Annotated in this window: 12 protein-coding genes; all 12 read right to left on the minus strand. The window is 34.8% G+C overall.

Going from position 1 to position 13114, the window contains the following annotated elements:
- Positions 1 to 78: 78 nt before the first annotated feature.
- Positions 79 to 870, minus strand: a complete 792-nt coding sequence (gene spo0A, locus NKR20_RS10575; RefSeq protein WP_253426413.1) for a sporulation transcription factor Spo0A — start codon at positions 868 to 870, stop codon at positions 79 to 81.
- A 282-nt stretch (positions 871 to 1152) separates the two neighbouring features.
- A complete protein-coding gene (locus tag NKR20_RS10580) occupies positions 1153 to 2097 on the minus strand; it encodes a SpoIVB peptidase S55 domain-containing protein (RefSeq protein ID WP_121214842.1) in 945 nt (314 codons plus the stop codon).
- 157 nt (positions 2098 to 2254) lie between these two features.
- Positions 2255 to 3955 carry a DNA repair protein RecN gene (gene recN, locus NKR20_RS10585; RefSeq protein ID WP_253426427.1) on the minus strand — a complete coding sequence of 567 codons (1701 nt, stop codon included), beginning with the start codon at positions 3953 to 3955 and terminating at the stop codon, positions 2255 to 2257.
- Positions 3956 to 3982: 27 nt separating this feature from the next.
- Positions 3983 to 4429 (minus strand): transcriptional regulator AhrC/ArgR, encoded by a 447-nt coding sequence (gene ahrC / locus NKR20_RS10590; RefSeq protein ID WP_121214844.1) that lies wholly within the window; start codon positions 4427 to 4429, stop codon positions 3983 to 3985.
- A gap of 131 nt (positions 4430 to 4560) precedes the next feature.
- Positions 4561 to 5379, minus strand: a complete 819-nt coding sequence (locus NKR20_RS10595) for a TlyA family RNA methyltransferase (RefSeq protein WP_253426431.1) — start codon at positions 5377 to 5379, stop codon at positions 4561 to 4563.
- Positions 5376 to 7280 (minus strand): 1-deoxy-D-xylulose-5-phosphate synthase, encoded by a 1905-nt coding sequence (gene dxs / locus NKR20_RS10600; RefSeq protein ID WP_253426436.1) that lies wholly within the window; start codon positions 7278 to 7280, stop codon positions 5376 to 5378. The genes NKR20_RS10595 and dxs overlap by 4 nt, the downstream gene beginning before the upstream one ends.
- A 183-nt stretch (positions 7281 to 7463) precedes the next feature.
- On the minus strand, positions 7464 to 8342 hold the full coding sequence (locus NKR20_RS10605; protein ID WP_121214847.1) for a polyprenyl synthetase family protein: 879 nt from the start codon (positions 8340 to 8342) through the stop codon (positions 7464 to 7466).
- A complete protein-coding gene (locus tag NKR20_RS10610) occupies positions 8342 to 8581 on the minus strand; it encodes an exodeoxyribonuclease VII small subunit (protein ID WP_121214848.1) in 240 nt (79 codons plus the stop codon). Before NKR20_RS10610 ends, NKR20_RS10605 begins: the two co-directional genes overlap by 1 nt.
- Positions 8582 to 8584: 3 nt before the next feature.
- The gene (xseA, locus tag NKR20_RS10615) at positions 8585 to 9931 is read right to left on the minus strand and encodes an exodeoxyribonuclease VII large subunit (protein ID WP_121214849.1); all 1347 of its coding nucleotides are present in this window, start codon (positions 9929 to 9931) and stop codon (positions 8585 to 8587) included.
- A 121-nt stretch (positions 9932 to 10052) separates the two neighbouring features.
- The gene (folD, locus tag NKR20_RS10620) at positions 10053 to 10910 is read right to left on the minus strand and encodes a bifunctional methylenetetrahydrofolate dehydrogenase/methenyltetrahydrofolate cyclohydrolase FolD (RefSeq protein ID WP_253426439.1); all 858 of its coding nucleotides are present in this window, start codon (positions 10908 to 10910) and stop codon (positions 10053 to 10055) included.
- A gap of 23 nt (positions 10911 to 10933) precedes the next feature.
- Positions 10934 to 11317 carry a transcription antitermination factor NusB gene (gene nusB, locus NKR20_RS10625; protein ID WP_121214851.1) on the minus strand — a complete coding sequence of 128 codons (384 nt, stop codon included), beginning with the start codon at positions 11315 to 11317 and terminating at the stop codon, positions 10934 to 10936.
- Between the two features lie 228 nt (positions 11318 to 11545).
- Positions 11546 to 13036, minus strand: a complete 1491-nt coding sequence (gene glpK, locus NKR20_RS10630) for a glycerol kinase GlpK (RefSeq protein WP_121214852.1) — start codon at positions 13034 to 13036, stop codon at positions 11546 to 11548.
- Positions 13037 to 13114 lie beyond the last annotated feature (78 nt).

Below are 13114 nucleotides of genomic sequence, written 5' to 3' on the forward strand. Positions count from 1 at the left end.
TAAGTATTTATAAGTTCAAAAGGAATTTTCTCGATTATCGATTTTCATGATACCTTCAAAAGTAAATTTTAGTTACTATCAGGAAGCTACCAATTCAATTCGAATTTTATCAGCAATCATTGCAATGAACTCAGAGTTAGTAGGTTTTGATTTTAAATGGTGTACTGTGTATCCAAACATTTGAGAAATCGATTCGTAGTTGCCACGGTTCCACGCTACTTCAATAGCATGACGAATTGCACGTTCAACACGTGAAGGCGTTGTACTGAACTTCTTTGCAATTTCTGGGTATAAAATTTTTGTAACCGAACCAAGTAGCTCAATATCGTAGTAAACCATTTGGATTGCTTCTCTCAAATATGAATAGCCCTTAATATGAGCAGGAACACCGATTTCTTTAATAATGCTTGTAATTGTAGTGTCAAGTTGTCTTTGATTTACTTTAGCTTGTCCTTCAGGTTGAAGGATGCTTTGTTTTTTTTCATTTTCTGATTTTTGACCAGCACAATGTAAGATTTTTTGTACGAGTTGATCAAATTCAAATGGCTTTAACATGAAGTAAGAAGCCCCATAAGTTACTGCTTGTTTCATGACATCCTCTTGTCCAAAGGCAGTTAGCATAATGACTTGCGTTTTAGCCAATCTTTCGTCACTATACATCGCTTCAAGAACTCCTAATCCATCTAAATGAGGCATGATGATATCTAAAAGTAATACGTCTGGTTGAAATTCTTCTAACATTTTGATACATAGTTTACCATTTGATGCAGTTGCAACAATCTCAATATTTGGATGATTTTCGAAGTATTGTTCCATCGTTCTTACTAAATCTCTGTTATCATCGGCAATAGCCACTTTAACTTTCGGCAAATAAATTCCTCCTTTGATTGGAATTACTATTTTCTACTAAATTTTAGGGCTTCTACGCAATTTATGCCATAGATTTCTTATACTTGACAATTGTATTTTCGACATATCTTAGAGAAAACCTTTCAAAATTTTTAAAATAATGAGGATGTACGATACTTTCATGGTAAATCGACAAAATTCTATATGTATTAAACAATTTACACACATCCGACACATTTAATTTTAATAAAAAAACTAAGAAAAGACTATACTTTTATTTAAAGTATAGTCTTTTCTTCCCTATTAAGGTTGTTTCTTTAACATTTCATTTACGGTAATTGCAGCACCTTTTGTTGGTTGTTCGACAAACATATGCGTTACTGCCCCAACAAATTGTCCTTTTTGTATAATTGGACTACCGCTCATTCCTTGAAGAATTCCGCCTGTTTTCTCCAATAATTTTTTATCTGTCACAATAAATTGAAGGAAATTATCTTCAATTTTTATAATATCTATGTCGAAAGCTTCAACTTGCGAACCTTCAATGGCTGTATAAAGTTGCGCTTTACCTAATTCAATATCTTCAACATGCATAATATCAATTGGTTTACGCAAACTTTGTTTTAAATTGCTTTCCCAATTCCCAAAAATACCGTATGAATCGTTAGACTTAATACTTCCTAAACGAATATCATTTTTTTCAATTACTGAAATCTTGTAGCCTGGATTTCCTGGGCTACTTTTCTTAATTTGTTCAATGGAGGCTAAATATATTGATCCATTCGTAAATTCAGGTGGTGCATTAAGTACACTATCAATTATTTGATGCCCTAATGCTCCGTACTGCTTTGATTCCGGATCTATAAAGGTTAATGTACCTATACCATCTGTTTCATCTTTGAGGAACGGCAAAATATTATTCGCCTGTTCATTCGTCAAAGAAATTTCTCGTTGATCTGATTTTTGTTTTACCGAAATTGTTAAATCTTTGGCATCTAACCGTTGTTTTAACTTCTCTACGGAAGAAACTTGTTCACCGTTTACTTTTGTAATAACGTCACCTTTTTTTAGCCATTGACCATTCGGTAGTAAAACATCATGTGCAACGTATACAAATGGCAATTGCAGCTGTATTCCGATTGATTCACCCATCGGTATTAATTTTTTCGCGGATGCATATGCACTTGGCGAGAAAATTAATACACTAAGTAAAATCAACGTCAACAGATTACGCAAATGGCATCTCATAGTCCACCTCCTTTAAGATTTGTACATTTACTATGTGTCAGTTGTACAACATTAATGAGAGGTAAATATTTGTCGTGTTACATCCTTTTTAAAAAAGCAGCCTCATTAGCGAGACTGCTTTAAATTAAATTACGGGATTAAGCAAATACAAAATTACTTACACCATGCTTTTCATTTCTTGTTTTCGTATGCTAGCAAGATCCAACAATTCAGAGGCATGTTGTAACGTCAACTCTGTAATTTCAGCACCACTCATCATTCGACTTACTTCTTGAATCCGATTTTCTACATCAATATTTGATACAGATGTGTATGTTCGATTTTGATCAACATGTTTTCTTATTAAGTAATGTTGATCTGCCATCGCCGCAACTTGCGGTAAATGGGATATACATAGTACTTGGGAGTGAATTGAAATTGCAGCGATTTTTTCTGCAATTGCTTGAGCTACACGACCGCTTACCCCAGTATCCACTTCATCAAATATGATTGAAGTAACTCCATTTGAAGAAGAGAAAATAGTCTTTAACGCGAGCATAATTCGAGATAATTCTCCACCTGATGCAATCTTTGGTAATGATTTCGGTGGTTCACCAACATTTGTTGATATATAGAATGATACATAGTCTTTCCCATTCGTATCAAAACTATGTAGATTTTCGAAATTAACAATAAATTTGGCTTTTTCCATATGTAAATCACGTAATTGCTCCATTATGGCATCACTTAATTTTATTGCACAGCGTTTTCTTATGTCAGAAAGTTTTACTGCAATACTTTCTAATTCACTTTCCATCTCTTGTAATTTTTTTTCGTTATTTTGAATAGCCTCATCATGATTTTGCAGTTGGAATAATTCTTCTTTAATTTTTTCAAAATAAATTAAGATTTCTTCAACAGTAGACCCATATTTACGTTTCATTGTCTGATATTGAGCTAATCGTTGTTCTACTTCATTTAATCGTTCTGGATCAAATTCTAACTCATCCAAGATATTTTTAACTTGATAAGCAGCATCCTGTAGAGCGTAAAATGCATTTGAAACTGCGTCTTGTGATTCTTGGAATTGCACATCTAATGAAACGATATCTGTAAGTGCAGTCATTGCATCACCTACATAATCGAGGCCTTTATGTTCACCAGAGATGGCTTCATACGCAACATTTGCCCGTTCAAAAATTTTGTGGAAATTTAATAATCGACGGCGTTCTTCTAGCAATGCTTCTTCTTCATTTATTTTAAGGTTTGCATCTTCAAGCTCTTTTATTTGAAACTGATATAAATCAATCCGTTGTGCAATACGTTGCTCATCTAAATTTAATGACTGTATTTCTCTTTTAAATTGACGATAAGCTTCGTACTTTTCCACATATTTCTCTTTTAATTTATTAATGTCATGACTTGCAAAATAATCTAGTAAATTGATATGTTGCTTTTCGTCCATTAACTCTTGACTTTCATGTTGACCATGAATATCAATTAATGTACCACCAATTTCTCTTAAGATGGATAATGGAACAAGTTTACCGTTTATACGACAGACACTTTTTCCATTATCACTGATATCTCGGCGTAGTATAATCGTTCCTTCTTCACTTTCTAGACCTGCATCGATAAGTTTTTCAAATATGGGATGATTTTCATTCGTTATATTAAATAAACCCGTAAGTTCAGCTTTTTTTGCACCATGACGTACAAACTCGTAAGAAGCTCGTCCACCTGCAAGTAAATTAACTGCATCAATAATAATGGATTTACCTGCTCCTGTTTCACCAGTTAAAACAGTTAAACCATCAGAAAAGTTAATCGTTAACTCATCAATAATTGCAAAGTTACGAATACTAAGCTCTCTTAACAAAAAGTCCACCTCAAATTTTTGTAAATCTTATAGTAAATCTAAAATACGTTCTTTCACGTTTTCTCGATCTTCTTCCCTACGACAAATAATTAAAATTGTATCGTCTCCTGATAATGTACCCAAAATTTCTGGCCATTCTAATAAATCTATTAAAACCGCAATTGCATTACCATTACCCGGTAATGATTTTAACATTAAAAAATGCGATACACCATCAATACTAACAAATGCGTCTGATAATGCACGTTGGAGTTTTTGAAGCGGGTTAAAGCGTTGGTCTGCAGGTAAGCTATATTTATAACGGCCATCTGGTAGTGGAACTTTAACTAAATGTAATTCTTTAATGTCTCTCGATACTGTAGCTTGTGTTACGTTATACCCAGTTTCTTTTAAAGCATCTACTAATTCATCTTGTGTTTCAATTTCATTATTTGTAATAATTTCTCGGATTCGCATATGACGTTGACCCTTCATTCCGTTCACCTCTTATGAATATTTATGTATAATTATACTATCATCACAATTTAAAAACTACAAGAAAAATGGGCAACTCGATAACGAGTTACCCATTATTTCATCATAATTTATACATAATTTTATTAATTTTATTTTTTTAGTTCATCGTGTGCTGCTTGAACAACTTCTTTAAATTGAGTAAATGGTTCGATCGTGTTATCAATTGGGTTCACCAAATGGAATAAAAACTCAATATTTCCTTCCCCACCTGTTATCGGTGAAAAAGAAGCATCTTTTACAATAAAGCCGTTTTTTGTAGCCATAGATGCAGTGTCCTCTAACACTTCTAAATGAACTTTAGGATCTTTTACGATTCCTTTTTTCCCTACATTTTCACGACCTGCTTCAAATTGTGGTTTAACAAGTGCTATAACATCCCCGCCTGGAATTAGAATCGTTTTTAACACGGGTAAAATTAACGATAAAGAAATAAATGACACGTCAATTGTTGCAAATTCTGGTAACCCTTTTCCAAAATCCTCTGGTTTGGAATAACGAAAGTTCGTTTTTTCCATAACAGTGACACGTTCATCATTGCGAATTTTCCATGCTAGTTGATTTGAACCAACATCCAGGGCATAGCAATGTTTCGCTCCATTTTGTAATGCACAATCGGTAAATCCACCTGTAGAGGAACCGATGTCTAACATTAATTTACCTTCTACCTTGATGTCAAATACTTCCAAAGCCTTTTCAAGCTTTAGACCACCACGACTTACATATTTTAATTGAGAACCTTTTACTTGAAGAGGAGCATCGACAGGAATTTTTTCTCCAGCTTTGTCGATTCGTGTTTCGTTTAAAAAAACTAATCCAGCCATTATTGATCGTTTCGCCTTTTCACGAGTCTCACATAGCCCTCTCTCTACTAGTAAAATATCGACACGTTCTTTTATTTGCTTTGTCATACTTGCTTCGTTCCTATTGTAGAATTACTTTTTACTAACTTTTGAATACGAAGAACTGCTTCTTCTTTTGTTAGATTAATTTCATCAAGTAATAAATCTACGCTTCCTTGTTCAATAAATTGATCTGGTATACCCATTCTGTCAATATCTATATCATAATAATGGTTTTCACTTGCAAACTCTAATACAGCGCTTCCAAAACCACCTTGAAGAACCGCCTCTTCAATAGTTAGAATTGGCATATTTTTTACCATTAGCTCATGTAGCATATCAGAATCTAATGGTTTGATAAATCGAGCATTAATTACTTTCACATTAATTCCTTGTTTTGTTAGTTCATCAGCAGCGGCCATTGCCATTGGAATCGTTGTTCCAAATGTTAAAATAACGGCATCTTGACCATCTTTTAAAACTTCCCAACTACCAATAGGAATTGTTTTTAATTCATCATCAAGTGGTACTCCAATTCCATTACCACGAGGATAACGGAGTGCAATTGGACCATCGTTATATTCGAGCGCCGTTTTTACCATATGTTGACCTTCATTTTCGTCTTTTGGCATCATAAGGACGATATTTGGAATGTGGCGTAAAAAGGCAATATCAAACACACCTTGATGCGTTTCACCATCAGCACCAACTAAACCAGAACGGTCTATTCCAATAAATACATTTAAATTTGGACGCGCAATGTCATGTAAGACTTGGTCATATGCACGTTGTAAAAATGTAGAATAAATTGCTAAGTAAGGTTTCATTCCTTGAGTTGCTAAACCTGCTGCCATTGTCGTTGCATGTTGTTCGGCGATTCCAACATCAAAGAATCGATCAGGGAAATCTCGTTGGATCCCTTCCATTTTAGAACCGACTGGCATTGCTGGTGTTATTGCAACGATACGACGATCATTCTTCATTAATTTACGAACAGATTCGGATATTAAGCTACTCCATGCTGGACCTTGTACATTTCCTTTAACGAATGCCCCAGTCTCCATTTTATATGGACCTGTTCCATGCCATGTGCCAACAGTATCTTCCTCAGCCGGTTTGTAGCCTTTTCCTTTCTTCGTTATAACATGAACGATTACTGGACCAGTCGCTTTTTTCGCATGTTCTAACGTTTTTTCTAACGCTTCGAAATCATGTCCATCAATAGGTCCTAAATATTTAAAGCCCATTTCTTCAAAGAATACACCTGATACAACTAAATATTTCAAACTGTCTTTCACTCGTTCAGCAGTACTTGCTACTTTTCCGCCTAATACTGGAATTTTTTTCATTAGTGATTCTAGTTCTTCTTTTGCTTTAGAGTATTCTTTTGCAGTACGAAGGCGACCTAAAATATTATGGAGGGCACCTACGTTAGGAGCAATTGACATTTCATTGTCGTTTAATATAACAATCATATTCGTTTTTTCATGGCCAATGTGATTTAACGCTTCAAGTGCCATACCACCTGTTAACGCGCCATCACCAATAATCGGTACGACATAATTGCGTTCTTTTTTAATATCTCGAGCAATTGCCATACCCATTGCAGCAGATAACGAAGTCGAACTATGACCAGTTTCCCATTCATCATGTTCACTTTCCATTCTTTTCGGGAAACCGCTTAACCCTTTAAATTGACGTAACGTATCAAATTGACTTGCTCGTCCAGTTAGGATTTTGTGCACATACGCTTGATGCCCTACATCCCATAAAAATTTATCCTTTGGGCTATTGAAAGCTTTATGCAAAGCAATTGTCAACTCGACAACGCCAAGATTTGGACCAATATGCCCCCCTGTGATTGAACATTTTTCAATAAGAAAAGAGCGAATATCTCTTGCTAGAATTTCCAGCTCTCTTTTATTCATATTTTTCAAAAAGGATGGACTAGTTATTTTGGTTAAATCCATCTCTCACACACCTTTTCATCTAAGTATTAAATAAAGTGAACCATAATTAATTAGTTTTCGAAGTGCAATGAAATGCAATATTAATATACATGTTTAACTTATTGCTTTTAATAAAAGTCCATTTATAAAATGATTTTACTATTATAACAGTGCAAACTATAATTCAAAAGTTTTTGAACCGATTTAGTTATGTCTTTTTACGATATATTGTGCAAATTCTTCTAAGATTGCTGTATTTTTATCAATTTTTCTAAGAGCTGTAATTGCGTAATCATAGTGTTCTTCTAATTTTTGTTTAGCACCTTCTAAAGTCAGTAGAGCTGGATAAGTACTCTTATGACTTTCAACGTCTTTTCCTGCTGTTTTACCTAACTCTTCAGTTGTACCAACGATATCTAATATATCATCTTGGATTTGGAATGCTAAACCAATATGATGTGCATATTCAACTAGTGCCGATCTTTCTTCTGTCGTTGCATCAGATAGGATTGCTCCGGACTCTATACTAAAACGTAATAGAGCACCTGTTTTATTGATATGAACATTTTCTAGTTCAGGTAGGCTTAAACTTCGGTTTTCACCATCGATATCTAGTACTTGTCCACCTACCATCCCTTCTGCACCAGCAGCAACACTTAATAAATTGATTAGTTCGATCTTCTTCTCAGAAGAGACATTTTCCATCCTAGCTAAAACACCAAAACTTAATGTATTTAACGCATCTCCAGCAAGGGTTGCGAGTGCATCTCCAAATATTACATGGTTTGTTGGTTTGCCACGACGCATGTCATCATTATCCATGCTAGGAAGATCATCGTGAATAAGTGAATATGTATGAATCATTTCCACTGCCGCACCAACTACATATGCTTCATTTTTTTTATTATGAAACAAATCACAAACAGCTAATACAAAAAGTGGACGAATTCTTTTTCCACCAGCTTCTAAAGAATATAACATTGATTCTTTCAGTTGAGCTGGAGCTTTAATTGTTCTAACTAATTCATAAAGCACTTCATCTAGCTTCGGTAAATTCTCATCAATAAATTGTTTTAAATTCATTAGTTGTTGTCCACTCCATTATTTATTGGTTCAAAGTTTTGCTTTTCACCATTTTCATTCACTATAGATATTAACTGTTTTTCAGCATTTTGCAATTTGTCATGGCAAAAATGAGATAATTCCATTCCTTTTTTATATAAATCAATTGCTTCCTCTAATTGCACATCACCTTGTTCAAGTTTACGGACAATTTCCTCAAGTTCTTGCATAGCATCAGCAAATTTTTGTTCATTTCCCATGGATTACTCTCCCTTATCCATTATTTTTGTAATGGTAGCTTGCGCTTCACCATCATGATAGTGTATTGAGATTTCTTCACCTTTTTCAATTTGTGATATAGATTTAATCACTTTATTATTCTTGTAAGAAACACTATATCCTCTAGACATAATTGCCAAAGGATTTAATGCTTCTAAAGTGCGAATAGCAGAGAGGTAGGAATCTTTTTTCTTATTTAGAACTGTCATTATCGATCTTGTTAAACTATTTGTCGTTTGTTCTAATTGTTTACTGTAAAATTGTATATCATTTTTAGGTGAATGTAATTTAATTGCTGTATCTAATTTTTGTAATTCAGCTGATTTCTTCATTAAAAATAGTTGTGACGCTCTCCCAAGTTGGATGTCCATTTGGATTAGTCTTTCAGTAAAAGGACGATATAGTCGCTCTGGTGTTGCTAATGGGTATGCTTTTTGAAGCTTTGTTAACCGACTACGTTCGTAGGCTAATTTTGAACTAACCATTTGGTGTAATTGCGACCGATTTTGTAAAATTCGCTGAACTAATTCATGTTGGTTTGGTACAGCTAATTCTGCTGCTGCAGTCGGTGTTGGAGCACGTAAATCTGCAACAAAATCTGCAATTGTTGTATCTGTTTCATGTCCTACCGCGCTAATTATCGGTATTCTACTCTCGAATATAGCTCTTGCAACAATTTCTTCATTAAATGCCCATAAATCTTCAATGGACCCACCACCACGACCTACTATTAAGACGTCACAGAGCTTTTGTTTGTTCGCTAACTGTATATTTTGCACAATATTTGGTGCAGCGTTTTCCCCTTGAACAATTGTAGGATATATAACGATTTCTGCTAAGGGATAGCGACGTGTAATGGTTGTGCAAATATCACGAATGGCTGCTCCTGTAGTAGCTGTTAACACACCCACCGTTTTAGGAAATTTAGGTATTGGCTGTTTGAAATTCGGATTAAATAAACCTTCCTTGTTTAATCGTTCTTTTAGTTGATTAAAAGCTACGAATAGTCCACCTACTCCATCAGGTTCCATAGAATGTGCATAAAGTTGATAAACACCAGAAGCTTCATAGACACTCACTTCGCCACGAATAAATACTTGCATACCTTCTTCAGGTCTAAATTTTAACTTACTTGCATTCATACGGAACATCGCAGCTGTGATTCGGGCAGTATCATCTTTTAGTGTGAAATAAATGTGGCCTGAAGTATGGATTTTAACATTACTCAGTTCACCTTTAACATAAACTTCTCTTAGATGAGGATCTGCGTCAAATTTTCTTTTTATATATTTAGTTAGTGCTTTTACAGTTAAATATGAAGATGATGTCATAGGAACGACTCCTTCATCTTGAATTGCCGTGTTATAGAACACATTAAAAAATTTTATCCAATATAAAAGCTGTTTCTCTATAGAAAAACAGCTCTATCTTTATATATTACATGTTTTCTTGTTATTTGTCCTGTGACAATTGCTTTTCCGCTGATTGTACTGTGTTATAAAGTAACATCGTAATAGTCATTGGACCTACTCCACCTGGAACCGGAGTAATGTGTGAAGCAATTTGCTCAACCTCAGCAAAGTTAACATCACCAGTTAACTTGTTGTTCTCATCACGATTGATTCCTACATCGATAACTACGGCACCTGGTTTAACATGTTCTTTTGTGATAAAGTTTGGTCGACCAACTGCAGCTATTAAAATATCAGCTTGTTTCGTAATGGATGGTAAATCTGGTGTTTTTGAATGAGTATATGTAACAGTCGCATCTTTTTGAAGCAATAGTTGTCCCATTGGTTTACCTACAATATGGCTTCTTCCAACTACAACTGCATGTTTGCCTGCAATTTCAATTCCAGAGTACTCTAGTAATTTAATAACACCAAATGGAGTACATGGTAAGAATGTTTCTTGACCTAACATCATTTTTCCAACGCTTACAGGTGAGAATCCATCCACATCTTTTTCTGGAGAAATTGTTGCAATTACATTATCTTCATTAATATGTTTTGGTAAAGGTAATTGAACTAAAATACCGTGAATGTCATCACGATTGTTTAAGATGTTAATTTGTTCTAGTAGTTCCTCTTCAGTCACTTCAGCAGGTAATTTAATTAATTCAGAAAAAATTCCGATTGCTTCACATGATTTTTGTTTGTTACGTACATAAGTTTGAGAAGCAGGGTTATCACCAACTAATATAACCGCTAGACCAGGAGTTAAGCCTTGTTCTTTTAATTCCTTAACTCGATTTTCTACAGATTTTCTAATTTCCTGCCCAATTTCTTTCCCATTAATAATACTAGTCATTTTTGCTACGTCCTTTCATTCAACTATTGTTGTGTAAATTTAGATAGAACCCCGTTTACAAACTTGCTAGATTTTTCATCACCAAACGTTTTGCAAAGCTCAATTGCTTCATTTAATACAACGCGACTTGGTGCATCTTCCATATATAGTAATTCAAAGACCGCTAAACGCAGTACTGTTCTCTCAATTTTAGGTAGACGGTTTAAAGACCAATTCTCTAAGTTCTTTTCAAGTGCTTCGTCAATCTCTTGTAGATGTTCTGTCACACCGTGAACTAATTGTTCAAAGAATGTATCAGATTCTTCTTCATTTAAAATGTGTCCAATTGCTTCTTGTAAAGTAAGATCTGTGTTATCTAACTGAAACAAAACTTGCACCGCTTTTTCTCGCGCGTCATGTCGCTTCATTGTGTAAAACTCCTTCATTTTTAACATTAAGTTCTATTATACCTATTGTTAGCAAAAATTACATTAATAAATCAATTATTCCCTATTCTCGTTACGAAAACGATTATTACTCGATAAATTTGAGAAGTACTTGTGGTTTATGTAGTACGATAAGTCATTATATCTTCATCATACAATTGGTCCTCAAAATTAAGAAGGCTTCCCCACTTCCTGGTAGAAGCCATCTTGTTACTTAAAGACTTGAGCAGCACTCACTGCCTTTTTCCAACCTTCATATAATTTTTCTCGTTTTTGTTGTTCCATACTAGGTTCAAATTTTTGTTCAAGGTTCCACTGTTTAGAGATGGTTTCTTTATCTTTCCAAAATCCAACCGCTAACCCTGCTAAGTATGCGGCACCTAGAGCAGTTGTTTCATTGATGGCCGGACGCTCTACAGGAACATCTAAGAGATCTGCTTGAAATTGCATTAATAAATTATTTTTAACAACTCCCCCGTCCACTCGTAAACCTTTAAGGGTGATGTTTGAATCTGCTTCCATTGCACTAAGAACATCTTTTGTTTGATAAGCTAAAGATTCTAATGTAGCTCGAATAAAATGTTCTTTAGTTGTACCTCGCGTTAATCCAAAGACAGCACCACGCACGTCACTATCCCAATATGGCGTCCCTAGTCCTACAAAGGCAGGAACCACATAGACACCTTCAGAACTAGTTACTTTTGCTGCATAACGTTCACTTTCGGAAGAATTTCTAAACATTCGAAGTCCATCACGTAACCATTGAATGGCTGAACCTGCTACGAAAATACTTCCTTCCAAAGCATATTCAACTTTTCCATCAATCCCCCATGCAATCGTTGTTAAAAGACCTTGATTGGAATGAATTGCTTTCTCTCCTGTATTCATTAACATAAAGCAACCAGTGCCGTATGTATTTTTCACCATTCCTTCTTCAAAACATGCTTGGCCAAATAGTGCAGCTTGTTGGTCTCCAGCTATTCCCGAAATCGGCACTTCTACTCCAAAGAAATGTTTCTTTGATACATTTCCATAAACTTCTGATGAGGGTCGAACTTCTGGAAGCATTGATTTTGGGATATTTAAAATATTCAATAGTTCTTCATCCCATTTTAATTCGAAAATATTGTACATTAAAGTTCTCGACGCGTTTGAATAATCGGTTACATGCACCTTACCCTCCGTTAGCTTCCAAATAATCCATGTATCGATCGTACCGAATAACAACTCGCCTCGCTCAGCTTTTTCTCTTGCACCTTCAACATTATCAAGAATCCATTTTACTTTCGTTCCGGAAAAATATGCATCAATAATTAATCCCGTTTTTTCTTTAAATAAATCACTATGTCCTTCATCTATAAGTTGATTACAAATATCCGCAGTTTGTCTAGATTGCCATACGATGGCATTATATATTGGTTCACCTGTTGTTTTATCCCATACAACTGTTGTTTCCCGTTGATTTGTAATACCGATTCCTGCAATCTGTTCAGGATGGATATTTTTTTCCGTCAGCACAGTCGCAATCACTGATAAAATTGAACTCCAAATTTCATTGGCATTATGTTCAACCCAACCAGACCGAGGAAAATATTGTTTAAATTCTCTTTGCGATACATGTTCAATCGTTCCTTCTTTATTGAATAAAATCGCCCGTGAACTTGTCGTACCTTGATCTAAAGACAAAATATATTTTTCCATACCCTAACCCCCTCCTTCAAATCCGTATTGTCAAAACTTATATATATAAATCGCTAATAATCGTTGGTTTTATAGTCT

Source organism: Ureibacillus endophyticus (assembly GCF_024159215.1).
In the GTDB taxonomy this organism is placed as follows: Bacteria; Bacillota; Bacilli; order Bacillales_A; family Planococcaceae; genus Ureibacillus; species Ureibacillus endophyticus.